Annotated in this window: 23 protein-coding genes and 1 tRNA gene; 15 read left to right on the top strand and 9 right to left on the bottom strand. The window is 47.8% G+C overall.

The genetic code is table 11. The annotated features are described in order from the left end of the window. Window positions 1–108: 108 nt before the first annotated feature. A complete protein-coding gene (locus SPIGRAPES_RS05310; protein ID WP_014269743.1) occupies window positions 109–1,710 on the bottom strand; it encodes a peptidylprolyl isomerase in 1,602 nt (533 codons plus the stop codon). A gap of 150 nt (window positions 1,711–1,860) precedes the next feature. Between SPIGRAPES_RS05310 and SPIGRAPES_RS05305 the strand changes: the two genes are divergently transcribed. From SPIGRAPES_RS05305 to SPIGRAPES_RS05265, 9 genes are all read left to right on the top strand, one after another. Then, window positions 1,861–1,933 (top strand) — tRNA-Pro (locus SPIGRAPES_RS05305). Window positions 1,934–2,293: 360 nt separating this feature from the next. Further along, on the top strand, window positions 2,294–2,554 hold the full coding sequence (locus SPIGRAPES_RS16790; protein WP_155816658.1) for a (2Fe-2S)-binding protein: 261 nt from the start codon (window positions 2,294–2,296) through the stop codon (window positions 2,552–2,554). 106 nt (window positions 2,555–2,660) lie between these two features. Beyond that, window positions 2,661–3,467, top strand: coding sequence for a Cof-type HAD-IIB family hydrolase (locus SPIGRAPES_RS05295; RefSeq protein WP_014269741.1), 807 nt, complete (start codon window positions 2,661–2,663; stop codon window positions 3,465–3,467). 114 nt (window positions 3,468–3,581) lie between these two features. Further along, complete coding sequence (locus SPIGRAPES_RS05290; protein ID WP_014269740.1) at window positions 3,582–4,688, top strand: BMP family lipoprotein; 1,107 nt, start codon at window positions 3,582–3,584, stop codon at window positions 4,686–4,688. Between the two features lie 110 nt (window positions 4,689–4,798). Further along, window positions 4,799–6,334, top strand: coding sequence for an ABC transporter ATP-binding protein (locus SPIGRAPES_RS05285; RefSeq protein ID WP_014269739.1), 1,536 nt, complete (start codon window positions 4,799–4,801; stop codon window positions 6,332–6,334). Then, window positions 6,331–7,449, top strand: a complete 1,119-nt coding sequence (locus SPIGRAPES_RS05280; protein ID WP_014269738.1) for an ABC transporter permease — start codon at window positions 6,331–6,333, stop codon at window positions 7,447–7,449. The genes SPIGRAPES_RS05285 and SPIGRAPES_RS05280 overlap by 4 nt, the downstream gene beginning before the upstream one ends. Next, window positions 7,446–8,357, top strand: a complete 912-nt coding sequence (locus SPIGRAPES_RS05275; RefSeq protein WP_014269737.1) for an ABC transporter permease — start codon at window positions 7,446–7,448, stop codon at window positions 8,355–8,357. The genes SPIGRAPES_RS05280 and SPIGRAPES_RS05275 overlap by 4 nt, the downstream gene beginning before the upstream one ends. After that, the gene (deoD, locus tag SPIGRAPES_RS05270) at window positions 8,357–9,076 is read left to right on the top strand and encodes a purine-nucleoside phosphorylase (protein WP_014269736.1); all 720 of its coding nucleotides are present in this window, start codon (window positions 8,357–8,359) and stop codon (window positions 9,074–9,076) included. The genes SPIGRAPES_RS05275 and deoD overlap by 1 nt, the downstream gene beginning before the upstream one ends. Next, the gene (locus tag SPIGRAPES_RS05265) at window positions 9,073–9,681 is read left to right on the top strand and encodes a nitroreductase family protein (RefSeq protein WP_014269735.1); all 609 of its coding nucleotides are present in this window, start codon (window positions 9,073–9,075) and stop codon (window positions 9,679–9,681) included. The genes deoD and SPIGRAPES_RS05265 overlap by 4 nt, the downstream gene beginning before the upstream one ends. On the opposite strand, the gene SPIGRAPES_RS05260 is transcribed toward SPIGRAPES_RS05265, so the two are convergent. Then, window positions 9,675–10,589 carry a nucleoside hydrolase gene (locus tag SPIGRAPES_RS05260; RefSeq protein WP_014269734.1) on the bottom strand — a complete coding sequence of 305 codons (915 nt, stop codon included), beginning with the start codon at window positions 10,587–10,589 and terminating at the stop codon, window positions 9,675–9,677. The genes SPIGRAPES_RS05265 and SPIGRAPES_RS05260 overlap by 7 nt on opposite strands. Window positions 10,590–10,948: 359 nt before the next feature. Between SPIGRAPES_RS05260 and SPIGRAPES_RS05255 the strand changes: the two genes are divergently transcribed. After that, on the top strand, window positions 10,949–12,616 hold the full coding sequence (locus SPIGRAPES_RS05255) for an EAL domain-containing protein (protein ID WP_014269733.1): 1,668 nt from the start codon (window positions 10,949–10,951) through the stop codon (window positions 12,614–12,616). Between the two features lie 36 nt (window positions 12,617–12,652). Further along, the gene (locus tag SPIGRAPES_RS05250) at window positions 12,653–13,453 is read left to right on the top strand and encodes an alpha/beta hydrolase (protein WP_014269732.1); all 801 of its coding nucleotides are present in this window, start codon (window positions 12,653–12,655) and stop codon (window positions 13,451–13,453) included. Here the strand turns inward: SPIGRAPES_RS05250 and SPIGRAPES_RS05245 are convergent. Next, on the bottom strand, window positions 13,448–14,731 hold the full coding sequence (locus SPIGRAPES_RS05245) for an NAD(P)/FAD-dependent oxidoreductase (protein ID WP_014269731.1): 1,284 nt from the start codon (window positions 14,729–14,731) through the stop codon (window positions 13,448–13,450). The genes SPIGRAPES_RS05250 and SPIGRAPES_RS05245 overlap by 6 nt on opposite strands. Before the next feature lie 171 nt (window positions 14,732–14,902). On the opposite strand from SPIGRAPES_RS05245, the gene SPIGRAPES_RS05240 reads away from it, so the two are divergent. After that, window positions 14,903–15,859, top strand: coding sequence for a Fic family protein (locus SPIGRAPES_RS05240; protein WP_155816657.1), 957 nt, complete (start codon window positions 14,903–14,905; stop codon window positions 15,857–15,859). Then, window positions 15,849–17,426: an N-acyl-D-amino-acid deacylase family protein gene (locus SPIGRAPES_RS05235; protein WP_014269729.1), complete on the top strand. Its 1,578-nt coding sequence runs from the start codon at window positions 15,849–15,851 to the stop codon at window positions 17,424–17,426. The genes SPIGRAPES_RS05240 and SPIGRAPES_RS05235 overlap by 11 nt, the downstream gene beginning before the upstream one ends. Before the next feature lie 10 nt (window positions 17,427–17,436). Here the strand turns inward: SPIGRAPES_RS05235 and SPIGRAPES_RS05230 are convergent, their stop codons facing one another. The 6 genes from SPIGRAPES_RS05230 to SPIGRAPES_RS05205 form a co-directional block, all read right to left on the bottom strand. Continuing rightward, on the bottom strand, window positions 17,437–18,195 hold the full coding sequence (locus SPIGRAPES_RS05230; RefSeq protein ID WP_014269728.1) for an amino acid ABC transporter ATP-binding protein: 759 nt from the start codon (window positions 18,193–18,195) through the stop codon (window positions 17,437–17,439). 10 nt (window positions 18,196–18,205) lie between these two features. Further along, window positions 18,206–18,841 carry an amino acid ABC transporter permease gene (locus SPIGRAPES_RS05225; RefSeq protein ID WP_014269727.1) on the bottom strand — a complete coding sequence of 212 codons (636 nt, stop codon included), beginning with the start codon at window positions 18,839–18,841 and terminating at the stop codon, window positions 18,206–18,208. A 93-nt stretch (window positions 18,842–18,934) separates the two neighbouring features. Then, a complete protein-coding gene (locus tag SPIGRAPES_RS05220) occupies window positions 18,935–19,744 on the bottom strand; it encodes an amino acid ABC transporter substrate-binding protein (RefSeq protein WP_014269726.1) in 810 nt (269 codons plus the stop codon). A gap of 115 nt (window positions 19,745–19,859) precedes the next feature. Then, window positions 19,860–20,057 (bottom strand): FeoB-associated Cys-rich membrane protein, encoded by a 198-nt coding sequence (locus tag SPIGRAPES_RS17625; protein ID WP_014269725.1) that lies wholly within the window; start codon window positions 20,055–20,057, stop codon window positions 19,860–19,862. A 7-nt stretch (window positions 20,058–20,064) separates the two neighbouring features. Further along, on the bottom strand, window positions 20,065–22,026 hold the full coding sequence (gene feoB, locus SPIGRAPES_RS05210; RefSeq protein ID WP_014269724.1) for a ferrous iron transport protein B: 1,962 nt from the start codon (window positions 22,024–22,026) through the stop codon (window positions 20,065–20,067). Window positions 22,027–22,029: 3 nt separating this feature from the next. After that, the gene (locus SPIGRAPES_RS05205; RefSeq protein ID WP_014269723.1) at window positions 22,030–22,254 is read right to left on the bottom strand and encodes a FeoA family protein; all 225 of its coding nucleotides are present in this window, start codon (window positions 22,252–22,254) and stop codon (window positions 22,030–22,032) included. 131 nt (window positions 22,255–22,385) lie between these two features. On the opposite strand from SPIGRAPES_RS05205, the gene SPIGRAPES_RS05200 reads away from it, so the two are divergent. Beyond that, on the top strand, window positions 22,386–22,763 hold the full coding sequence (locus SPIGRAPES_RS05200) for a metal-dependent transcriptional regulator (RefSeq protein ID WP_014269722.1): 378 nt from the start codon (window positions 22,386–22,388) through the stop codon (window positions 22,761–22,763). A 241-nt stretch (window positions 22,764–23,004) separates the two neighbouring features. Then, on the top strand, window positions 23,005–24,315 hold the full coding sequence (locus SPIGRAPES_RS05195; RefSeq protein ID WP_014269721.1) for an ABC transporter substrate-binding protein: 1,311 nt from the start codon (window positions 23,005–23,007) through the stop codon (window positions 24,313–24,315). The last annotated feature ends 172 nt before the right edge of the window (window positions 24,316–24,487 follow it).

Genomic DNA, 24,487 nt, shown 5'->3' with positions numbered 1-24,487 from the left:
GGCTTAATAAAAATAAGGTATCATAATGAAATGCCAAATTCCATGCTCATTGGGAAAAAGGATAAAAAAAGCTGGCACGTATGCCAGCTTCTTTCATGGGAGAACTTTTTAGTTCGATGAGTTTCCGATAATTACATTGAGGAACGTAGTAAGGAAGTTATCCTTGAAATTGTCCGAAGCAAAGACAGCCTGTGCAAGGTCCTGTTGGTTCTGTGAACTGCTCAGGTAGTTGTAGAACATCTTTACATAGTTGCTCATTCCCTCGTCCTGGGTTTCGGTCTCAACCTTGACCACAAGATAGGCTGAACCGTTTTTGATCGGTTTGACAATCGATCCGACAGGTTCTGAGAAGAGCAGTTTTCCCGTTGCTTCATCGGTAGCTACAGAGGCAAGGAGACCCTTGGCATCCGTGTTGGTGAAGGAGTTCAGGTACTGGCTGGAACTGATATTCAAGGGAGTTGCCCCAACTTCGTTGACCGTAAGGTTTGCTTTTTCTGCGGCTTCGTCAAAACCATTGGCAGCATCGGCTGCAAACTGGTCGGCAAGGGAAGAGAGGTAATCGCTGATAATAGCTTCGTCGTTGTAGGCAAGATAGGCCTTTACGCTTGAAAGGGTTGCTGGATTGGTATAATCGGCTTCCTCGGGATCCGAGTTGAGACGATACAGGGCCCAGCCGCTGTTGCTTTCCACAGGGCCGATGACATCGCCAGACTTGGCAGTGAGAAACTGGGTGGCTTTCTCAGCGTCTTTTATGTTTGGAAGCAGTCCATAGTAGAAAATATTGCCAACCTTTCCTTCGGCTTCGGCATAGGAATCTTTGCTGGACTCTGTTGCTGCAGCTTCAAAGGTCTTTTCTCCGCTTGCAATTGCGCTTGCAAGGGTGGTGGCTTCTTCCTCGGTCTCCACGGAAATGACACTCAGATCCATGCTGTAGAACAGTTGTTTGTTCATCAAGGCATATTCGCTGGCTTTCTGGTCAGGGTAGAGGGAAGCATCGAGGGAGACATATCTGAACGTCCTGTTGTCTGCTGACATAGCAGAAACATAATCAGCCTCGGCTTCGGAGGAAAGAACGCTTCCGATATCATCTACGACAATCTGGTAGGGAACGGCTCTTCTGATCGACCTGTCTATGGAAGCCTTGGTTTCTGCAGAGGCTTTCTGGAACGTATCGACATCAAATTTTCCGTCTTTATTGTAGCTTCCGCTGTTGATGATTGCCCGGTTGACTACTTCATCGGCTGCAATGATGTTCAGTTTTTTTGCCATCTGGTTGACGGCAGTGAAAATGACGGTACTGTCATAGGCACTTTTCCAAATCTGATAGAGTGTCTGGGTGCTATTGCCATCTGTGGTCTTATATTGGCTGGCATAGCTCTGGACCTGGTCATAGAAATAGTTGTTGCTTGTATATTTGATATTGTCCTTACCGTATTGGCCGAAGACAATTTCATTGGATTGGTTTCTTCCTACAAGGGCTTCGATAGCCGGGGCAAGCACAAAGGAAATTGCGATGAGAATCAGGATTATCATCCCCATGACCCATCCAATAGTAACCTTTTTCTTAGGTTTGATTGCCATTGCCTTCTGGTCTTTTGCTCCGTCCCCATTCTTTTTGATGGTTACGCTCTTGTTTTCTTTTGAAACCCCGTCGGTTTTCTTTTCAGTCGTATCGTCATTAGAAGACATCATAAACCTCTTTGTTCCCATGCATTTTCCGCCTTCGCGGACATTCTTATGAAAAATACCATTTCGAATACGCCCTGTCAATGAATACCGCAGGAAAACAGAAGCCCCCCTCGGATTCATATTGACAATAAAGTAGGCAAAAGCTATATTGGACGTCGGCTATCAAGCTGACGGGTAGTAGCGCAGGGGCTAGCGCACCTGGTTCGGGACCAGGGGGTCGGAGGTTCAAATCCTCTCTGCCCGATAGACAATTCAATAAAGAAACTCCTTATATCTTAAGTTATTAGATTCAAGGAGTTTTTTTTATCAGCAGGTTTTGAAAGGAAAGGCGTAGGTGTTTTTCCTGGGATTAAGAAACCAAGGAATCTTTTAGTATTTTTTGCTTGTTGGTACGGTAAGATAAACGGCACGTGTAAATGCCCCAACGAAAAAAGAGAGACTATTATTATACTGTTTGCCTTGAACTTGTCGAAAAAGAGGTTTTCCTATGGGTGATAACCTTTGGGTAATATTTTGAAGGACTGCCAATGAATTCAGTTTTCGGTTTCTAATTTTTCCCCTGCAAATAGGGTAGAATTCTGGAAAACCAGGGAGTGTGATTAGTATGGATTGGAAAACGGCGCCCGGAACTGAAATGGTTTGTTACTGCAAGCAAGTCGACAAAGGTACCATCGTATCTGCCATCGAGAGGGGAAACGATTCGCTTGCAAAAATCCAGGAAGCAACAAAGGCCTGTACAGGGGGTAACTGCAAGGTTCTGAATCCTTCCCATAGCTGTTGTTCCCCTGATATCCTGGAGTTGATACGGATATATTCGTCCAAGGTTAAAAAAGAAGAGTCTTGTTGCTGTTGCAGTTGTTCCTGAGATCGTCCAACTACCTTGTAGCATAACCAAACCCCTTCATGATATACCTTGCATTGTTGGAAAGGGGCGTTTTATCCCCGATTTTATCTTTGCAAGGAAGGTACGCATGCCTTATACAGTACTCGCCCTCGATCTTGATGGCACACTCACCGATTCCCAGAAGAACATAACAACAGCCTCAAAGCAGGCTATACATGCAGCGATAGACAAAGGGGTGACCATCGTGCTTGCCTCGGGCAGGCCGTTGCTTGGGGTTGAACCCATTGCCCGCCAATTGGATTTGTTTCGGCTCGGCGGATATATGCTGGCCTATAACGGTGCAAAGATTGTTTCCTGCAAGACCGGGGAGACCGTATGGGAAAAAGACGTGGAGCTGGAGCAGATATACCAGGCTATTGACTTTGCCAGAGAGCACCATCTTGCCTTTCTCTGCTATGACAGCGAAGGAGTCATTACCGACTGTCCCGACGACCCCTATGTAAAAAAAGAAGCCTTCAACAATTCCATTCCCATCAAGTACATCAAAAATATGAAAGAAGCAGTGCTTACACCCCAGAGCAAGGTTATGATCGTAGGAAAACCCGAATTGCTTGCCCCGGCACAGGCTGCCTTGCAGATTCTTTTGAAAGATAAGGCCCTTGCCTCCTTCTCCGAACCCTGTTTCATGGAGATAACAGCCCCCAATGTGCACAAGGCAGGATCCCTTGAAGTCCTTCTCTCCCTGCTTGGGAAGACTCGCTCCGATCTTATGGTTATCGGCGATGGCCTGAATGACATTCCCATGTTCGACCTTGCAGGCCTGGCCGTTGCCATGGAAAATTCCCTGCCAGAGACCAAACTGCATGCCCACGTGCATACTGCCTCGAATGACCAAGACGGGGTTGCGCTGGCAATAAAAACTTATATTTTGTAAACCTTTTTCAGACTTGGCTTAGGAATATTCACCGTAAACAGAGCTACTTTTTCTCCCCACCTGTGGTACAATGCTTGTTACATCTCATGTATTCTATTTCTAAGGAGAGTTTCCATGAAGAAAATGTGTACGGTTTTCTTGATTTTGCTTGTGGGTATGTGCGTATTCGCACAAGGATCCAAAGAAGCGGCTGCCCCCGCTGCCGGCGGTAAGCCCACCATTCGATTACTCACCGATGCTACCGGTATCGACGACAAGTCTTTCAATGCCGCTGCCTGGAGAGGTATCGTTGCCTACTATGGTGATACTGTAGCCAATCCTACCAATCGCGGTAAGTTGTATGACGTAGTGACAGCCCAGACCCAGGATATGTATATTCCGAATCTTCGCCAGGCTGCCGATGAAGGCTATGACGTAATCATGGTTACCGGTTTTACTTGGGCAGATGCCCTCGGGGAAGTAGCCCCACAGTATCCTGACCAGAAATTCGTCATTGTCGATGTCGATTGGGTTGGACAGCCAAATGTGCAGGAATTCATCTATTCAGAAGAGCAGGGTTCCTATCTGGTTGGACTCGCTGCCGCCTTGCAAGCCAAGGCAGATGGGATTGCAGATCCGAAGTTTGGTTTCATTGGTGGCGTGCCAGGGGCAACCATTACCAAGTTTGAAGTCGGCTATGTACAGGGAATTCTCTCTGTTTTCCCGAATGCAAAAATCTATGACTACTATGCTAACGACTGGGGCAAACCTGAATTGGCAAAAGCCCAAGCCAAAAACTGGTATGACATGGGGGTGTACTGCATCTTCAGCGCAGCTGGCGGAACCGGCAACGGAACCATCGCCCAAGCCAAGGAATACAGGATGCAGGGCAAGGACATCTGGGCAATCGGAGTCGATAGTGACCAGTATGAAGACGGAATCTATGCTGGCAAGGACAGCGCAGTCTTAACTTCCATGATCAAGAGAGTCGAAAGCTCCTCCTTGAAAGTGCTCAAGGAAGTCGAAGACGGTACCTTCCGTGGTGGTGTAGTCCAGATGGGCATGGCAGACGACGGCGTCGGATATTCCCAGTCGAACCCCAAACTTGCCGCTTCTGTGGTCAAGCAGGTTGAAGCAGCAAAAGCTGACGTGATCAGTGGGAAAATCAAGTTGTACAAGACCTATAAGGAAGCCCTTGCAAACGGGGCCGTCCCAGCCGGTCTTTCCGCTCTTGATGACTAACAAATACTTTATGGCGAACTGTTAGGTTTTTGCCGGCAGAGATTCTGCCGGCTCTCTTCTTGGATATTGGCAACAGTGTCCAAAGAGGGAGCTTTTGTAAGGAGCCAAGGATGCAAGACTACGCGATCGAAATGGTTGGCATCACAAAAACATTCCCTGGGGTAATAGCCAACGACAAAGTTACCCTTCAGGTTCGTGATAGGGAAATACATGCTTTGCTCGGTGAGAACGGGGCAGGGAAATCAACCTTGATGTCTATTCTGTTCGGAGCCTATAGCGCCGACTATGGAACAATATCGCTTCACGGCAAGCAGGTAGAGATAAAGAACCCCAATGTTGCAACCGAATTGGGTATTGGGATGGTGCATCAGCATTTCAAACTGGTGCAGAATTATACCGTCACAGAAAATATCGTACTTGGTATGGAACCGAGAAAAAGGGGTGGGGTCCTCGACCTCGGGAGTGCCGAAAAAAGGGTACAGCAATTGTCCGAGAAATACGGCCTCTCCGTTGACCCCAAGGAACTCATCGAAAACATCACAGTAGGGCAGCAACAACGGGTAGAGATTCTCAAAACCCTGTACAGAAATGCCAAGATCATCATATTCGATGAACCTACGGCTGTATTGACCCCCCAGGAGATCGATGAATTGATGGAGATTCTCCGCCGTCTGCAACAGGAAGGCAAAACCATCATTCTAATCACCCACAAACTCAAGGAAATCAAAGACGTCGCAGACCGATGTACTGTGCTTCGCCGTGGAAAATACATCGGTACTGTTGAGGTTGGCGATGTATCGGAGCAGGACCTTGCAGAAATGATGGTAGGCCGCTCAGTTAAATTCGAAATCGACAAGCCAGAGAAGAAAGCCGGGAAAGTCGTGCTTTCCATTGAGCATGTCACTGTCAAAGACCCTTCGGGTTTTCAGAAGGTCAAAGACCTGAGCCTTGAGGTGAAAGAAGGGCAGATTGTCGGAATTGCAGGGGTAGACGGCAATGGTCAAGGAGAACTTTTGTCTGCCTTGACAGGGCTTTCCCCTGTCAGCTCGGGAAAAATCTTCCTTGACGGTGAGGATATCACCGATTTGTCCATTCGCTCCCGTATAGAAAAGGGAATGGGGTATATTCCCGAGGACCGGCATAAATACGGGCTCATTGGTGAATTCTCCATCAGCGAGAACCTTGCCCTGAAAAACTATTACAAAACCCCCTATAGCAATCAGTATGGCCTGCTCAATTATCATAAGATGAGCGAAACCGCAGATCGGCTGGTCAAGGAATTTGATGTTCGTTGCGGTGAGGGTTCACAGACCCCGGCGGGAAGCCTCTCGGGAGGGAACCAGCAGAAAGTAATCATTGCGCGCGAAATCTCGCTTTCGCCGAAAATCCTTGTCATCGCCCAGCCAACACGTGGCCTTGACGTAGGGGCCATTGAATACATCCGCAAGAGGATCATCGATGAACGGGGGAAAGGCCGGGCTGTGTTGCTTGTCTCCTTTGAATTAGATGAAATCATGAACCTCTGTGACCGGATAGCTACCATAAGCAAGGGGAGTATCGTGGCGGTAAACAACCAGAATGAGGTTACCGAACGGGAAATCGGTATGATGATGGCCGGTTCCAGAAAAGATGGAGGCAAACAATGAAAGCAACAAAGCAAGCTTCCCTGCAAAAGAAAAGACTGTTCCAGTCTGATGGGGCAGTATCTGTCCTGGTTGTTCTGCTTGGCTTTTTATGTGGAACCATCCTCGTTGCCCTGGTAGGGAAGAATCCCTTGAATATGTACAAGGCAATCTTCCAGTCTTTGACCGGGTACAATATCGACAATGGGAAAATGAATGTCCGTTACATCGGTGAAACGCTCAACTATTCCGTACCCTTTATTCTTTGTGGACTCTCAATGGGATTTGCCAACCGGGTAGGATTGTTCAATATCGGAGGTGAAGGGCAATATATCATGGGCATGACCATCGCACAGGTCGTTGCCCTGCTAGGGCCCCAGATTCCTTTTCTCCACTGGGTTTTGGCAATTTTCTGTGCCATTCTCATTGGAGCCCTGTGGGGTGGGGTTGTCGGTATCCTCAAGGCAAAATACGAGGTCTCCGAAGTTGTATCGACCATTATGCTCAACTATATAGCCCTGTATCTATCCAGGATAATCTGTTTGCAGTTGCCAGGGGCTTCCACCTATAAAACCGCAAACTTTCCGGAAACCGCTTTGATCGGAAACACAACCTTCCAGAGATTGACTCATAATTCCCTGCTCAACAATGGTATCTTTCTTATGTTCATTGCCGTCATTCTCTTCTGGTTTATCATGGAAAAGACCAATCTAGGCTTTGGGATGCGTGCCACCGGATTCAACAAGGAAGCTGCAAGGGCCAGTGGAATCCCTGTAGTGAAAAGCATTGCCATCTCGATGGCAATAAGCGGGGCGTTCGCCGGGCTTGCCGGCGGGATTGTCGCCCTTGGCTCATTCAAATACGGAAGGGTTCTTTCCGGGATGGATAACTATGGATTCGACGGTATTGCCGTTGCCTTGGTCGGCAATAGTACAGCAGGTGGCACAATGTTGGCAGGTTTTCTCTTCGGAATGCTTAAAAATGCACAGGCTTTGATGCAGGGTAAGCAGATTCCCAAGGAAATCACCTTTATCATTCAGGGCCTGATCGTAATATTCATAGCTCTCCGTTCTGCCTTGAAGATATATCAGGAATACCTCGACAAGAGACAATTGCAGAAGGAGGTTATAACGAAATGAGTACAATCATAGGTATGCTTCCTTCTATTCTGATGATTGTTTCCCCCATTCTCATCACTGCCATCGGCGGTATGATCTGTGAGAAGTCGGGAGTCGTAAACATTGCCCTCGAAGGACTTATGGCGATTGGGGCCTGTACTGCCGCCGCTTCCCATGTCATTATGGAATCTGCAGGGGTTCCCCATTCCCTGTCCATATTCGTTGCCTTGTTCTCAGGAGCCCTGGCAGGGGGCTTGTTCTCCCTTATCCATGCCGTGGCGGCTATCAATCTCAATGCAGACCAGACTATCAGCGGGACTGGTATCAACCTGCTCTCTGCAGGGGTCACCATATTTGCCTCCCAGATTCTTTTCTCTGCCGATAGGACCAGGGAGTTCAGAATGGGCATGCAGACCGATGCGCTGGGAATCTATCCCACGGCTTACCTGGCGATCGCAATTGTGGCTATTTCCTGGTTTGTCCTCTATAAACTTCCGTTCGGGATGCACCTACGCGCTTGCGGAGAGCACCCGAGTGCTGCCGAAAGCGTCGGTATCAACGTGAAGAAGATACGCTACCTTGCTGTCTTTACCTCAGGTTGCCTTGCAGGCCTTGCCGGTGGTTGCTGTGTCTTGACCCAGACCATCCAGTATACCTCGAATACCATTAACGGACGAGGGTTCATCGCTTTGGCCGCTGTTTCCTTCGGGAGATGGAGACCTCTAGGGGTAATGGGGGCTGCGTTCCTCTTCGGGACAGCCCAGGCCTTTGCAATCATTGCCAACAATATCCCGGCCTTGAGGGTCCTCCCTACCGAAGTCTTCAATATCTTGCCGTATGTGGTCACCCTTGTTGCACTGGTTCTTTTCAGTGGAAAGAACTATGCACCGAGTGCAGCCGGCAAGGCCTATGAGAAAGGAGCTTCCTGATGACACCCCATAACAGGGCAAAGAAAGGCGATATTGCAAAGATTGTGCTTGCCCCAGGAGACCCCCTCCGGGCAAAACTGGTTGCCGAGAAGTTCCTCGATCAAAGCAGGCTGGTTACCGATGTCCGCAATGTGCTCGGCTATACCGGACTGTACAAGGGGAAAGAAGTAAGTGTCCTTTCCACTGGCATGGGAGGACCTTCGATCGGTATCTACAGCTATGAACTGTATAACGAATATGAGGTCGAGGCGATAATTCGTATCGGTACCTGCGGTGGACTCCAAAGTGAAGTAGGGGTAGGTGACTTGGTCTTTGCAATGACAGCCAGTACTGACTCAGCCTGGGCTCACCAATACAACCTCAAGGGCACACTCAGTCCCTGTTGCGACAGTTCCTTGTTGCTTTCATCCATACAAACTGCACAGGACAGAGGTTTTACATTTCATGCCGGAATGGTCTTCTCGAGCGACCTTTTCTCCTCGTACAACGCCTTGGGAGAAGATAGTTGGAGACAGTGGGCACGTCTTGGAGCCCTAGCGCAGGATATGGAGACCTATGCCTTGTATTCCACTGCAGCCTGGTCGAAAAAGAAAGCCTTTTCGATTCTTACCATGACCGATAGCTGTGTCTCCAAAGAAGGCTTGGCCGATACCCAACGTATCCCAGCCTTGTATCCTATGATCGAAACAGCCTTGGAAACGGCTTGGGGCATGCTATGACCTTTCTTGAAGCCATGCAAACAAGGTTTGCCTGCAAACTCTATGAAAACCGAGCAATCGAGAACCCGGCTCTCCAGGAAATCCTTGAATCGGCACGCCTGACACCGACTTCCTTCGGCCTTGAAATGTGGGCTTTCCATGTTGTCCAGTCCCAAGAAGTGAAAGAAAAGCTGTATCATGCCTGTTTTGACCAGGAATCGGTAAGGACTGCCGCAGTGAGCATCGTAACGCTTGCCAGACCGGCACCCTGGTACGACCCAGACGGAAGACCAGTCAAGGAAAAAGGTTCCCGGTTTCCCGGAAACCTCTCTGACTTCATTGAGGATTTTCGACCCTACCATGCTTTTTTGTCAGAGCACAACAGACTTGACTGCTGGTCGAGAAGCCAAGGCTACCTGGCAGTAGCAAACATGATGACCTGTGCAGCATTGCAGGGGATTCAGTCTTGTGCCATAGAAGGGTTCGATGAAAGCAAGGTCCTTGCCTTGCTTGGCCTTTTCCCTTCCGATTGGCTGGTTTCGCTGGTGACTACCTTCGGGTACCCAGCAGAAGAGACAAGGCCAAAGATCCGTGAAAGCGTACAAAACCTTGTGGTGTATCACTGAAGTGTTGCAAGGGCACTATCCATCAGTGCCCAGAATCCCTCAGTCTTTGCCTGCAAAGCCACTGAAACACCTCCGTTTGTACAGTCTTTACCTGCTAGGGTTCTCCCATATTCCTTTTTTTCTGCCAGTTCAACCGTTACTTCTTTTCTGTGCAGACCGAAAAGGGTAGGGTCGATTAGAAACGCGATGCACAGGGGGTCGTGCAATACCGGCAATCCTTGGTTGAAACGCTCATAATTGTACATATAGGTATCCATGCAGGCGCTAACCATCGTTGAGGCCTTTTTATGCATTGCATGGTAGCTTGCAAGCCTTTCTTTGCTCAGCCTGACCTGCATCGTGCAGTCGAGGGGGAAAAGGAAGAGGTTTGCCCCGCTGGTAAACACAATCTGTGCTGCCTCAGGGTCTGCATAGGTATTGAATTCAGCAAATTCGGTAACGTTCCCCCTTGAGAAAGAACCGCCCATGATTACGATTCGCTTGGCAAGCAAGGCTACTTTTGGTTCGACCCGAATGGCAAGGGCAATGTCGGTAAGCGGTCCTACTGCAACCAGGTTGATTTGATTGGGGTTGGCAAGGACTGTATCAATAATATATTGGACACCAAGACCCTTGGTGACTTGTTTTTTCCTGGGAGGAAAAACAGGGCCGTCAAGTCCCGTCTTGCCATGGAATTCCCCTGCGTCAACCTTGTCACGCAGAAGGGGACGGTCTGCACCCTTGTAGACAGGGGCCGTGATATCAAGCAGATCACATACGTTGAGTGTATTCTCCAAGGTATATTCCAAACCCATGTTTCCACAAACCGCAACGATTCCTTCAATCTGTATTTGTTCTGACCCTGCGGCCAATACTATTGCTACCGCATCATCAAGACCGGTGTCGACATCCATGATAACTCTTTCCATATTGTAGCACTCCTCAATAAAAACAAAATAAATAGGTAGACGGGAAAACAGTAGAAAGAAAACACGATATCCATACAGATAAACGGGAAAACGAATATTCTTCCATTGCAAACATAGTAACGGTTTTTAACTTTCCCTGGCAAGGATTGCCGGTTTGAAGAGATGTTGCCCTCTGTTATTGGAAGACTGGCAAATTATTTCTTTTTTCGATTTGAGGAATCTTTTATCCTATCTGTATTTTCTGTACTATGGGTTGTGTGATGTCGAATACATTGGCTTAAAACAAGGGGTAACCTTGAAGTGACCCCCTGTTTGCAATTGATACTCTGATTTTTGTATGGCAAATAAAAGGATGAAGCGTGAAGCATAAAGATTTTTTGGAAAGCCTCGTATTACACCGGACTGCATCCATGGTTTTCTGGCAGCTTTTGCTCATTTGCCTCCTTATTGTTTTTTCTACCTGGCTGGTTTTTGTTACCGGTGGATTGACCTACGTTTTTTCCCATACCATGTATATTCCCATTCTCCTTGCTGCCTTTGCCTTTGATGTATGGGGTGGTTTTTTTGCAGCTTTGGGAGGAGGGTTTCTTCTTGGTCCCCTCATGCCTTTGGATGTTGCCAACGGTAGTATGCAGACATCGGCGAACTGGATTTGTCGATGTTGCATTTTTATCGCCATAGGATTGTTGCAAGGGTGTATTTCCTTGTATCTCAAAAAGCATTTTGCTTTAAAAAGGTGGTCAGACACCCATAATGCAGACACAGGAATGGATAACCAGATTGCCCTGATTGCAGCGCTCGACTCCTTGTCTGCAACCCATAAGGGAGAAGAGCTTTGCTGTCTCGGGGTTTTTCAGGTAAGCAATTACGACAGTATTTTATCTACCTTCGGGAAAGAAGTGGCAGATAAATGCATCTATGCAACCTCAAAGGCGATTTTACAACAGAAGAGTAATAAGAATCTTGTTGGGTTCCAGATTTTCAGGGAAACCCTCTCCTATTTTTATGTAGGGGAATTCCCGAGTAATGAAGAAATAGAACGGAAAAGCCTGCAATTTAACGCATTTCCAATAGTCATAGATTCCATCCCCTATTATCTGGATATCCATATGGGGTCAGCAACCCATACGATTGAAGGGTTGGATCCTATTGAATTGCTCAACCAGGCACAGATTGCCTCTATAGCAGCCTACCAGGAGAAAACGTTCTACATGCATTTCCAAGATGGGTTTGAAAAGATTTCGAAACGTAACTTGGCTATCATCGGAAGCGTTCCCCTGGCGATACAGGAGAATCAATGTACGTTGGCTTTCCAGCCGATAGTAACCACTGCTTCAGATTCAATCGTCGGGGTGGAAGCTTTGCTCAGATGGAATAGCCCTGTTTTTGGTTCTCTCTCCCCTGCCTTTTTTATTCCCTTGGTGGAAAACACCCCGTATATAGAAATCGTGCAGAACTGGGTTTTGGAAGAGGCTCTTAAACATCTACAAACCCTCAATCTGATTTTTCCGAATCTGCATTGCTCTATCAATCTGTCTGCAAATACCCTTGAGAATCCAAAGTTGGTTTCTTTTGTTCAGTCATTGCTTCAGGAAAAGGAAATAACACCGGGTAATTTGATTTTTGAGGTTACCGAAACCGCTATTATGAACTCTCCTGAGCAAGCTTTGGGAAATCTCTTCAAGCTGAAAGAACTCGGATGCAAACTGTCAATCGATGATTTCGGGACCGGGTTGTCTTCCTTTGCCTATCTGGAAAATATTCCGGCCGATAGTATCAAGATTGACAAAATGTTTATCGACAAAATACCGTTCTCAGAACATACCCGCTGCATGATCAAGGGGCTTGTAGAGCTTTGCCAGGACCTTGGTCTCAAGGTTGTAGCAGAAGGTGTCGATACTATGGAAAAAATCGAATACCTGCATGCAATAGGTTGCAATTATCTCCAGGGTTTTTATTATGCAAAAGCGCTTCCCTATGAGCAATTGGTTTCTTGGATCAGGGATAACCAAAAAACAATTTCCTGAGATACTACTCTTGATTTTTGTGTTATTATTTTCTCCATGAAAATCATACAGACGGCAGTAGGAAAAAATCAGGTTCCCTTGACAGGATATCTTCAATCGTTCACCCAGGACGGAGGAATTCGCAATATTCGTCCTTCGATAGTCATTTGCCCAGGCGGAGCCTATCGGTTCAGAAGCGAACGGGAACGTGATCCCGTTGCCTTATATTTTCTATCTCTGGGATATAATGTGTTCATTCTCGATTATTCTGTGCGAGACGAGGCTTCCAACCTCAATCCTTTGATTGAGGCAAGCGATGCAATCATCAAGATACGGGAGCATTCGGTTCCTTGGATGTGTGATCCCTATCATATTGCCATCATGGGATTCAGTGCAGGGGGTCATGTTGCAGCCTCTTTGGCTATTTTGCATGACCACCCTCGTTTGAAAGCGGTTTTTGATACAAAGGACGGATTGAACCGACCCGATGCCGCTGTGCTTTGCTACCCGGTAATTTCTACCGGTGAGTTTTGTCATCAGGAAAGTGCGGACTGGGTGAGTGGAAAACTTGAAGCCGACCGAGCGTTGTTTTGCCTGGAGAACCAGGTGTCGTCAACCACTGTTCCTTCTTTTATCTGGCATACGGTCACCGATGCCTCTGTGCCGGTAGAAAACAGTCTTCAGCTTGCCTCGGCCTTGCAGCGCCAAAATGTCCCTTTTGAGCTACACTTGTTCAGTGAAGGAGTCCATGGCCTTTCAATGTGCAACCAAGAGGTAGGGACACCCAACACAGCCTGTCAGCAATGGGTGGGGCTTTGTACCACTTGGTTGAACAACCGGTTTGATTTTACCTTATAAGGTTTCGAGTATCCCTTCGGCCGCACGGATCCCGCTGGCCCAGGCCCCGGTTATGCCGCGGCTGGTCCCCGCCCCGTCGCCTGCGAACCATACCGCTTCGTGAACCTTGAAGTGTTCGTCAAGATAGGTCGGTTTGTTGGCATATAGCTTGATCTCAGGGTAGTACATGATAGTGGAAGGATGCAGGACTCCCGGCACGATGGTATCGAGGTTCTTCATGGCTTTCCAGATTGCCCTGAGAATTTTTGCCGGCATTGCCAAAGATATGTCGCCAGGGCAGCAGTCACGCAGGGAAGGTTCGAAATCATAGAGATCCTTGCTGAAGCTTTCTTCTCTGCTTCGTGAGCCAAGGCGGAAATCGCCGACCCGTTGCATAAGCGGTTTCCCCCCACCCATCAAAGAGGCTTGCAGTCCGAGATTCTCTGCAAACGCCTGCCCGCTGGCAAGTGGGGCCGTAAACCGTACCGTTTTGAGAATAGCGAAATTTACCAGGCCATTGTCATGCCTGAAATCTGGGGCAAAGGCATGTCCGTTGACAGAGAGCCACTGGTCCCCCCTGCTTGTTGCATAGCGTTCTTTCACCACGTGGGCATTACCGCTATTGGTGCAGAAAGTCCTGACTTTTTCAGGAAAATAGAATTTTGGGTCATAATAGTCTTTGACAATGGGATAGTGTTCGATTCTTGTTTCCAAACGAATCCCGATATCGACGATATTGTCTACAAAGGGGACCGAAAGGGTCGACATTACATCCTGCAGGAAGTGGAATCCTTTTCTACCTGGGGCTACGAGAAGGGCTTTGTACCCGATTTCCCGTTTTTCGGTAGTGATGGATTTTTCTGCAGGGTTGACTTGCTCCATTGCTTCTCCGAGGGCAAGGTCAACACCAAGGTCGGCCAGCTGGGCAAGCAATTTCTTGATCAAGGCCAAACCACCGTCGGTGCCTAGATGGGTCTGGCGAATCTGAAGCAGGCTGCACCCGAGGCGCTCTGCTCGTTTCTGATAGGTTTCGATATTTGTCTGGTTGAGAAAGTCAGGCTTCAGAAAATCCACTACCTGTTCGAGATATCTGTTTGCAACCCCTTCTGTCCAATACTCGACAGGAAAGCCAATAGGAAAGGTGAAATTCATCTTGCAGTCATTACGCATTCCACCGGTAGAGAATTTTTCCCGATCCAATATCAATATTTTTATGTTTGGTTTCTGTGCAGCAATCGTGAAGGCTGCTCCCATCCCTGCAGGTCCGCTCCCCACGATAATGACATCGTACTGATCCATATAGTTCCCTCCCAAAGAAATTGGAAGGCAGTTCCCTTCCCCATCCATTATTCCGATATTTCCTCCCAAGGTAAAGCCCTGATAAAAATGGAATATATTGCTATTGGGCTGAATCCATGGTATTACTCCTACATAGGAATAGTATATTTAAGGTAGTAACGTAAGATGTTCATGAGTGTTAGGCAGGCAGCTCAAAAATGGGATATTTCCGAGCGAAGGGTACGTATCCTTTGCTCAGAAGGACGTATCGAAGGTGTCGTCCGTTCCGGATGGGCCTGGAACATACCTCTGACTTCCTTAAAGCCTGGGGATGGTCGTCAGCTGAGGCACTTGAAAAACTTCGAACTTCGGTTTGGGTCTCTCGATCTTTCTCGACTTGATACTCTGCAGAAACAGCTCTCTTGCATGAAAGGCAACGAGACAACTTTCCTCGGCGATTATAAAAAACTTATTTTACGTTTTATCGAGAGTAGTTTTGCCTGTGAAGGCATAGCTGTAACGAGTGATCAGCTTTCCCTGCTGTTTGGAGGGGAGTTCGTTCCTGATCTCGCTATGGAAACTCAGCTCTTGGCTTTGAATTGCCGCTCAATCTTGCTGCGGTTTGTACAGGAAACAGGTCTTGGGCCTTGCAAGGGTCTGAAAAAAGAGAGCTCAACGTTCAATGAACAACGGCTTTCCACTCTTTACAGGACCATGATGCAGGGGATCGACGATGAAGACCTTGCCCTGTACCGGAAAGTTTCCATTCCCCCTGCCAACCCCCAAGGCAATGATCTGCGGTTGTTTCCTGTCTCAGTCCAGATGGAAATCCTCATGAATCAATACGAAAACGAATGGATTCATCTCCATCCCTTGGTCCGTGCTCTTTTTTTGTACGGGGAGCTGCTTCGTATCTGTCCGTTCGAGCACTATTGCAGTGTATTTGCAACCTTGGTTCTCGGAGGGGAATTGTTATTTGGCGGGTATCCCCCGGTATTGGTCGATCCCAGTCATCTGGATGAATTCAAGGCCTCCCTTATGCTTACCCGCAAACGGGGCAATTACCAGAATGTCGTAAGAATGCTTGAACAGTCTTTATTATATGAGCTTACAAAATTGTTACCTAAGGAGACGTTACATGGCCTTTGATGTGTATTTTCAGAATGCCACGATTATCGATGGAACAGGAAGCGAACCCTATCAGGGTGACGTGGCAGTCAAGAATGATAAAATAGAAAGAATATTCAATAACGGAGGGGAACCCTCTGGTAAGGTAATCGATGCAACAGGCCTCGTGCTCTGCCCTGGGTTTATCGATATTCATGCCCATAGTGAACTGGAAGTGTTGAGAAACCCTTCGATGGAAGCAAAGATCGGGCAGGGTATTACCACTGAGGTTTCAGGAAACTGTGGGATCGGGGTGTTCCCTGCAAAGCCTAACGATGAGGTGCTCTACGCCTATACCCGTGATGTCCTTGGTCATTACGCTCCCTTTGGATGGAAAGATTTCGACAGCTATTGTGCAGAGCTTGGTAAAAAGGGCAGCGGGACGAACATGGCGTTTTTGCAATCCCATAGCGCATTGAGGTGCCGTTCTATTGAGGGAAACCCCAATCGGAGTGCAAATTCAGTGGAAGTGCAGACCATGTGCCGACTGCTAGAAGAGAGTTATGAACAGGGATGTCTCGGTTTTTCCAGCGGGCTCTATTATGCTCCGTGCCTGTTTGCCAGCAGGGGCGAGCTTTTAGCCTTGCTTGAGGTGACGCAGAAATACGACCGGTTGTTTGCCGTCCATATGCGATGTGAGGGCGACGATGTACTCTCAGCCCTGGAGGAAGTGATCGACCTTGCCAAATACACGAAAGTCCGACTCGAAGTAAGTCATCTCAAGGCAATTGGGAGAGAGAACCAGCACCTTGTCGATCAGATGCTCACGCTCATCGAAGATGCCAGACTCAGTGGCCTTGACGTATTATTTGACCAATATCCGTATGAATATGGTTCAACCAGTCTGTTTAGTTTGTTGCCACCACAGTATTTGCGGTTGGACAGGCACGATTTGCAGAAACTTCTGGACAGTCCCCGGGAACGGGAAGCCATAAAAGCCATGATGAGAGACCCGGTCGGTTGGGATAGCCTCTATGAGCTCTGTGGCTGGGACAATATCACAGCCATTACCATTGACAGCAATCCGCAATATGAAGGCATGACCCTCGCTGATATTGCAAGCGAGCGGCAACAAGGACCTTTTGATGCGTTTTTCGATTTGCTCAAAGAAGAAAAAGGCTCGGCTGTCATGACTGATATCACCCAAAGCCAGGAATCACTGAAGCGAATCATGACCCATCCCTTGATGTGTTTCGGTACCGATGCACTCTACGGGGGAACAAAGTGCCATCCCAGGTCCTTCCAGGCTGCCGTACATTTCCTCGATCGCTATTGGAGGCAGAAACACGTGATGGCGTTGGAACAGATGATCCACAAAATGACCGGGGAGACTGCCTCGCGGCTGGGCTTTTATGATAGGGGACGGATAGCATTTGGGCTCAAGGCTGACCTGGTTTTGTTCGATCCGAATACCATACGGGATAATTCCACGGCAACGACACCAAAAGCAAAACCAGATGGCTTGCATCTGGTAATGGTGAATGGAAAAATTGCGCTGTATGAGGGTAATCCCACAGGTATTTGCGCAGGGTCTTTGCTCAAGGCTTAGTGCTGTTTCCCTACTCGAAACGATTCAGGAATTTCTTGGTCCTTGGGTTCTGGGGGTTGTTGAACAACTCATTGGGATTTCCTTCCTCGACTATCTGTCCGTCATCCATGAAAATGACCCTGTCTGAGATATCCCGGGCAAAGGTCATTTCGTGGGTTACTACGATCATGGTCATTTTTTCCTGGGCAAGGGCTTTGATGACATTGAGGATTTCCCCTGTCAGTTCCGGGTCTAGTGCACTGGTGGGTTCATCGAAACAGAGCACTTCCGGCTTGAGGGCGAGGGCCCTGGCAATGGACACTCTCTGTTGCTGGCCCCCTGAAAGTTGGCAGGGATAGGCGTTTTCCTTATCTTCAAGACCCATTTTTTTCAAAAGGAGCCTGGCATTTGCCTCTGCTTCTTCCTTTGTCTTTTTCAAAACAAAAATCTGTGCTTCGGTAATGTTATGCAGGACATTCATATGGGGAAACAGGTTGAAATTCTGGAAAACCATCCCGCAATGGAGTCTCACTGCTTTGAGAATCTCTTTGTTTGCATATACTACCTTACCCTGTGCGTCGGTAGTTACCATCGTGTCCCCGCAGACAGAAATCGAACCACCGTCTATGGGTTCGAGTTGGTTTATGCACCGTAGCATGGTGCTTTTTCCGCTCCCCGAAGGACCGATTATAGAAAGAACCTCTCCTTTCTGCAATGTGAAGGAAATGCCTTTGAGTACTCCAAGTCCGTCAAAACTCTTTTCCAGGTTTTCAACCGAAATAATATCCATCCCAGGCCTCCTAGTTGTAGTAATTGAGTTTTCTCTCGAGTCGATCGAAGAGTCTTGAAACGATTCCGTTCATGAGGAAATAGAAAACCCCGGCTATGAAAATGGGCATGGTCGAAAATTGCCTGGCCGAGGCGTTCTGGGCAACCCTGAAAAGCTCCGCGACCCCAATGGTCTGTGCAAGGGCTGTATCTTTTACCAAGGTGATTACCTCGTTGCCCATTGCGGGAATAATTCTTTTTACTACCTGGGGTGCTACGATATGGGTAAAGGTATGGGCCTTGGAAAACCCAAGGACATGGCTTGCCTCGTACTGACCACGGGGAATGGCTTGGATCCCTCCCCGGTAGATTTCGGCAAAGTAGGCCGCATAGTTGATTACAAACCCTACGATAACCGCGGTAAACCGGTCATAGGAGGTTCCAAACACATAATACGGTGCGAAATATACAAATATCAACTGGAGAATCAGGGGGGTTCCCCGCATAATCATGATGTAGATGTTGACAAGATTTGATACCAATCGGTTCTTGGACATCCGTCCCTTGGCGATGAGAATGCCCAATGGGAGGGCAAAAGCCAACGTCAATACGAATATTTTTAGGCTGGTAAGGGTTGCCCCCAGCATCTGCAACAGCAGTTGTCCCATGGTGTTCTCCTAGAGGTTCATGAGTAAAAAAGATATTCTCCCGGTAAAAAAGAAAACGGGGAGCCAAGCTCCCCGCCATCATAGCATTATTCTTTATTTTCCGACAACAGTGATATCGGCACCGAACCATTGGGTTGCGATCTTTGCAAGGGTACCGTCTTTGTCCATGGCAACGAGCTCAGCCCAGACGCCATCGGCAAGTTTCTGCTCGCCCTTGCGGAACCCAATTCCATAGTCCTCGGAGCTAAGGGTTTCGCTCAGGATCTTGAAATCCTTTCCGCTGCGGTTGATGTTATCATTTGCAACAAGCAAGTCGATGACCAAAGCGTCGATCCCGCCGATTTCCAAATCCATGAGACCGGTAAGGTTCTCTTTGAACTCGACAATCTGCTTCAGGGATTTCTTGAATTCTGGGCTTCCGTCAACAGCCTCGGCAGCTGAGGAACCTGCCTGGTAGCCAAGTTTTTTGCCTGCAAGGGAGGCTAGTGTGGTGTAAGGGGAATCGCCTTTGACAACAACAACCTGGGCATTGCTGACATAGGGACTTGTGAACGTCATATTGGCAAGACGGTCCTCGGTGATGGTGAAACCGTTCCAGATACAGTCAATGTTTCCGGTATTCAGTTCCTGTTCCTTGGCATTCCAATCGATAGGTTGGAAAACTGCTTCGATTCCCAGGCGGCTGCAGACTTCTTTTGCAAGGTCTACGTCAAATCCTACGATTTCATTGGCTTCGTTGCGGAAACCCATGGGAGGGAAGGAATCGTCAAGCCCGACGACCAGTTTACCTTTATCGAGAGCTTTCTGAAGGGAATTATCCCCAGCCTGTTCCTTTGCACCGGCGGCAAAGAGGGAAGAAGCCACCAGAAGCATTGCTGCAAGAATGATCGTTGTTTTTTTCATTGCGTATTTCTCCTAAATCCAAGTATCCCAAAAGTGTGATGGGCAGTTTTGAAAAGTGTATCTTGGATAGAGGAAAATATCCAGACTTGATGCATAAATATTCACTCAGTGAATATCATTTATGGCAAGAACCCGAAAATTCACAGCCTTTGCACCCTGAGGAAGGACAGGTGTGGGTTCCATCACAGGAGGCGATGCATTTTCTGCAGGAACCGCAACCACCTTCTTTTCTTTGCCGGTAGACAGTACGGATCGCAAGATAGAGTAAAAATGCAATCAGAAGGGCTACCACTATATTAGCGAACACTACCATAGACACCTCACAGTATCAGAGAGCCCAAGCCATAGGACAGCAGGGCTGCGAGATAGGCGAATCCAGTCTGCCAAAGGATGGCAAAAAAGAACTTCTTTCTGCTTCCCAGCTCCTTTGCCATGGCACTGAGAGCCGCTATGCAAGGGGAGGAAAGAAGGATGAATACCATAAAGGAGAGAGCCGAGGCAGGGGTAAAGAACGAAGAGAGTCCTGCACTTCCGATGGTCACCGACAAGGTACTTACAATTGATTCTTTGGCTGCAATCCCTGTTAGCAAGGCCACACTGGCCTGCCAGAATCCAAAGCCTAGGGGGATGAACAAAGGGGCTATCAGTTTACCGATCAGTGCTAGCATGCTGCTGTCAGCCTCGACGCTTTGAAACGTAAAGGAATAGGATTGCAACAAGTAGATAATCGCAGAGGAAAGGAGAATGACCGTGCCTGCCTTAAGGATGAATCCACGGATTCTTTCCTTTGTCTGCAACCATACGTTTTTTGCCGTCGGTATCTGATAGCGGGGCAGTTCGAGTATAAAAGCATTTTTTTCCTTGTGTTTGTCCAGGGCTTGGCTAAGCAAACCGGTGATGATAACTGCCAGGATTCCCACGAAATATACAAGCGGGGCGATATACCATCTTCCCGGGAAGAAGTAGGTTATCATCAAAGCGAATACGGGCATCTTTGCCCCACAGGGGATGAAAGGGGTTACCACCACCGTCAGTTCCCTCTGTTTCTGGTGTTCTATCGTCCTGGTACACATGATTGCAGGGACTGAACAACCGGTACCGATGACCATCGGGATGATGGATTTCCCCGAAAGCCCGATGGATCGCATGAGCCTGTCCATGATAAAGGCAATCCTGGCCATGTACCCGCAGTCTTCAAGGATGCTTAAAAGCAGGAACAGGACGAAGAGCTGGGGAACGAATGTCAGCACGCTCCCCACTCCTGCGATAATGCCATCGATGAGCAAACCGGAGAGCAAGGGGAGGACGCCCATCATGTGCAAAAAGGTATGCAGCGACTGGCCGAGCCAGTCAAATCCTGATTCCAGCCAAGAGGTGGTGATTCCCCCGACCAATCCGATCGAGAGGTAGAAAACACCTGCCATTATGGCAATGAAAAGCGGGATTGCACCCCATTTGCTCGTGGCAATGGTGTCAAAGGAGAATTTCTTTTTCTGTGCTATCCTTGTCTGGCAGTCAGCGGAAATCTTTTCGGCAACCTTGTAGCGTTGGTCGATGATAATCGCCTCGATGTCATCGCCATAATGGTTCTGCAGGGCGATTCTTGCCTCCTGAAGGGTCTTTGCTGTTTCTTCAGGGATAGGGGGCATGGTCGAAAGGAATAATTCATCATCTTCGAGAAGCTTTATGGAGGCCCAGCGCTGGGGACGCCCAATAGGAATATTATGGATAAAATCGTCGCTCACAATCTGGGATATGTATTTTTCGACAGAATTGGAGAAAAGCGGTAAGGCCGGGAGTTTGTTTTCATCAAGGACTTTTTCCACTTCCCGGGAAAAGGCCTCAAGACCTTCCCCTTTACTTGCGGAAATCTGCACCACATGGCATCCGGTCATCATAGAAAGCGTCTTGGTGTTGATGGTAATGCCTTCTTTTTCCAGAAGGTCCCCCATATTCAATACCAGAAGCACAGGGTGCCCGAGCTCAGCAAGCTGGGTTGTCAGGTAGAGGCTTCTTTCCAGATTGGTAGCATCGATCAAGTCTATGATTAAATCGGGACCCTCGTCGAGGATATACCTACGGGTAAGCTTTTCCTCGGGAGAGTAGGGGGAAAGCGAATAGATCCCGGGGAGGTCCAGTACCCGGTTGCCATTCCAGATACCTTCCTTTTTCTCTACGGTAACCCCAGGCCAGTTGCCTACATATGCGGTTGTACCGGTCAGTTGATTGAACAAGGTAGTCTTCCCACAGTTGGGATTGCCCACGAGAGCAAGAGTTTTCATGGATTACCTCAGTTCTATTACACTGGCTTCTGCTTTTCGCAAACAGAGGTTGTAGCCTCGAAGTTCGACTTCCATGGGATCGCCCATTGGAGCCAGCTTGACCACGGAAACGTTGACACCCTTTGTGAACCCCATATCCATAAGCCTTCTTTTTAGCTGTTTAGGGGCGTTTATCGAGCCTATCGCAGCACTTTGGCCTATTGCCAATTGGTCCATTGTCTTTCCCATAGTTTTTAGGTACCTCTTCTTTCTGTAAATAAGTTAGCTGAAACAAACATTATTGTCAATGGCCATTTCCTCCTTTTATATTCCCGTTGGGAAATGATGACAAATTCCCCGATGCATGCTACCATCACAGAATGCAGAAATCCGGGGAAGATTACCTAGAGGCGATATTGGCAATTGGCCAGGAAAAAACAAAAGTCAGAACGACAGATGTCGCTCTTCGCCTAGGTGTGTCCAAGCCAAGTGTAAATCGGGCGATGAAAGTTCTCGGCGCCGATGGGTATGTGACCCAACAGGCCTACGGTGATATCGAGCTGACCGAAAAGGGTAGGCTGAAGGCTTCACAGGTCTATTTCCGACACAAGACCCTGACCAGTTTTCTCCACGATATATTGGGGGTGGACCCCATAGTTGCAGAACAGGATGCCTGTTTAATCGAACATGATATATCGAGCGAGACAATGGAAAAACTTGCTTCTTTTATGCGTACAGGGCATAAACTCCAGTCTTGATTGTTCTTTTGGAATGATTTTGCTTCACAAAGGAACATTTTTTAGCTTTTTTCTTTGCAATTTGCCGGTTCTCTTGACGATGTGCAATAAATGTTCACAAAAGCTTTCCGTTGGAATGGTAAAAGTGTTTCATGGTAGTATTATTCTTGTCACAAAAACGGGTTAATAACAACAAAACCTTTGTCTTGAGTAATGGGATTCTACCTGTAAAATACAAGTAGCAAGACTTTAGGAGGTCTTTATGAAGAAAACGTTAGTTCTCTTGGCTGCTTGTATGATAGCCATGCCACTTTCTTTGTTCGCCCAGGGCGCCAAGGAAACCGTCGTAGATGAAAATGCTCCCGTGACCATCCAGTACTGGACTCATGAGGACCCAGCAAGAACTGCACTTGAGACTGAGTTGATCGACCAGTTCACTGCAGCTAACCCGAATATTACCGTTGTCCGTTCAACCCAGGCTTCCGTGAAGCAGATTGAATTGGTTCAGACTGCATTTGCAGCCAACCAGGGACCCGATATGTTCAACCTGCCCATCGAGAACCAGTATGCCTACATAACCAACAAGCGCGTTGCACCTGTTGACTACAAGGCTGCCGGATATGCCAACATGCAGGACTTGCTTAACAAGTATATGCCTGGTGTACTCGATGCTGTAACTGTAGACGGTGAAGTCTATGGCTTGCCCCTCGAACTGACCAACTGGAGCATCTATCTTAATAAGAAGATTTTCCGCGATGCCGGTCTCGATCCCGAAAAGGATTATCCCAAGACTTGGGAAGAAATGGCTGACATTTCCGAGAAACTCGTTATCCGTGATGGTGACATCCTCATTCGTCGTGGTTATGACTTCAGGTATCCGTACTATCTGACTTTCTTTGTTCCTATGGTAGAACAGCTTGGTGGCGAACTTCTCAGTGCCGACGGCAAGACTGCAATCGTAGGCGACGATGCCTGGATCAAAGCTCTTACCTTTATGCAGGAATGGGGCCCAAGTGGTCGCAACCTCGGCTCCCCTACCTACAAGAATGCACGTAAATTGTTCGATCTGGACAACAATGACATGGCAATGGCCCATTCCGGTCTGTATCAGGAAGGTCGTATCGAAGCTGACAATCCCGAATTCTTCAAGAGCGGCGAATGGATGGTTATTCCTTTCCCAACCTTCAAGGATGCAGTCAAAGATGTTGCTTCTTGCTTCTATGGCCACTATTTCATGGTAAATGTCGATTCATCGGCAGCAGTGCAGAAGGCCTCCTGGAAACTCGCAGGATTCTTGCTCAGCCATGGTGAAGACTACTTGACCCGTGGTGGAAACATCATTCAGCCTACCAAGGCTCTATTTGCTTCCGATACGCTCAAGAACATGCCTTACAGTGACGTATTTATCAATGACATGGCCCGTTCCCACATGATCTATTTCGGCGAGAATTCTGCAGAAATCCAGACTTTGATCCGCAATGCCGTTGAATCAGTGATGCTCAGTGGTGTCAGTCCTGAAAAGGCTCTGGCTACCCTCAAGGCTTCCGCACAGGAAATCATTGACGAGCAGTAGTATCGTGTTCTCCTATTCTGCCGGGAGTAATCCCGGCAGATGCTTTCTCTTTTTCCTTCAACACCCCCCCCCTTTTTTTTATTATTATTATTGATTGCTTCGTCTTAAGGGCATTCAAGTTTAACCTTACATCCAACATTATTATCAGGACATGATTTGTCCTTTTCCTAGG

Origin of the sequence: Sphaerochaeta pleomorpha str. Grapes, from assembly GCF_000236685.1 — a bacterium.
GTDB classification, from domain to species: domain Bacteria; phylum Spirochaetota; class Spirochaetia; order Sphaerochaetales; family Sphaerochaetaceae; genus Sphaerochaeta; species Sphaerochaeta pleomorpha.
The sequence above is the reverse complement of the archived record's forward strand: the minus strand, read 5'-3'. Positions and strand labels throughout refer to the sequence as shown.

Coding starts and splice junctions, on each gene's coding strand:
- SPIGRAPES_RS05310 (WP_014269743.1), bottom strand. CDS start 1,710: ATGGGAACAAAGAGGTTTATGATGTCTTCTAATGACGATACGACTGAA.
- SPIGRAPES_RS16790 (WP_155816658.1), top strand. CDS start 2,294: ATGGATTGGAAAACGGCGCCCGGAACTGAAATGGTTTGTTACTGCAAG.
- SPIGRAPES_RS05295 (WP_014269741.1), top strand. CDS start 2,661: ATGCCTTATACAGTACTCGCCCTCGATCTTGATGGCACACTCACCGAT.
- SPIGRAPES_RS05290 (WP_014269740.1), top strand. CDS start 3,582: ATGAAGAAAATGTGTACGGTTTTCTTGATTTTGCTTGTGGGTATGTGC.
- SPIGRAPES_RS05285 (WP_014269739.1), top strand. CDS start 4,799: ATGCAAGACTACGCGATCGAAATGGTTGGCATCACAAAAACATTCCCT.
- SPIGRAPES_RS05280 (WP_014269738.1), top strand. CDS start 6,331: ATGAAAGCAACAAAGCAAGCTTCCCTGCAAAAGAAAAGACTGTTCCAG.
- SPIGRAPES_RS05275 (WP_014269737.1), top strand. CDS start 7,446: ATGAGTACAATCATAGGTATGCTTCCTTCTATTCTGATGATTGTTTCC.
- deoD (WP_014269736.1), top strand. CDS start 8,357: ATGACACCCCATAACAGGGCAAAGAAAGGCGATATTGCAAAGATTGTG.
- SPIGRAPES_RS05265 (WP_014269735.1), top strand. CDS start 9,073: ATGACCTTTCTTGAAGCCATGCAAACAAGGTTTGCCTGCAAACTCTAT.
- SPIGRAPES_RS05260 (WP_014269734.1), bottom strand. CDS start 10,589: ATGGAAAGAGTTATCATGGATGTCGACACCGGTCTTGATGATGCGGTA.
- SPIGRAPES_RS05250 (WP_014269732.1), top strand. CDS start 12,653: ATGAAAATCATACAGACGGCAGTAGGAAAAAATCAGGTTCCCTTGACA.
- SPIGRAPES_RS05245 (WP_014269731.1), bottom strand. CDS start 14,731: ATGGATCAGTACGATGTCATTATCGTGGGGAGCGGACCTGCAGGGATG.
- SPIGRAPES_RS05240 (WP_155816657.1), top strand. CDS start 14,903: ATGAGTGTTAGGCAGGCAGCTCAAAAATGGGATATTTCCGAGCGAAGG.
- SPIGRAPES_RS05235 (WP_014269729.1), top strand. CDS start 15,849: ATGGCCTTTGATGTGTATTTTCAGAATGCCACGATTATCGATGGAACA.
- SPIGRAPES_RS05230 (WP_014269728.1), bottom strand. CDS start 18,195: ATGGATATTATTTCGGTTGAAAACCTGGAAAAGAGTTTTGACGGACTT.
- SPIGRAPES_RS05225 (WP_014269727.1), bottom strand. CDS start 18,841: ATGGGACAACTGCTGTTGCAGATGCTGGGGGCAACCCTTACCAGCCTA.
- SPIGRAPES_RS05220 (WP_014269726.1), bottom strand. CDS start 19,744: ATGAAAAAAACAACGATCATTCTTGCAGCAATGCTTCTGGTGGCTTCT.
- SPIGRAPES_RS17625 (WP_014269725.1), bottom strand. CDS start 20,057: ATGGTAGTGTTCGCTAATATAGTGGTAGCCCTTCTGATTGCATTTTTA.
- feoB (WP_014269724.1), bottom strand. CDS start 22,026: ATGAAAACTCTTGCTCTCGTGGGCAATCCCAACTGTGGGAAGACTACC.
- SPIGRAPES_RS05205 (WP_014269723.1), bottom strand. CDS start 22,254: ATGGGAAAGACAATGGACCAATTGGCAATAGGCCAAAGTGCTGCGATA.
- SPIGRAPES_RS05200 (WP_014269722.1), top strand. CDS start 22,386: ATGCAGAAATCCGGGGAAGATTACCTAGAGGCGATATTGGCAATTGGC.
- SPIGRAPES_RS05195 (WP_014269721.1), top strand. CDS start 23,005: ATGAAGAAAACGTTAGTTCTCTTGGCTGCTTGTATGATAGCCATGCCA.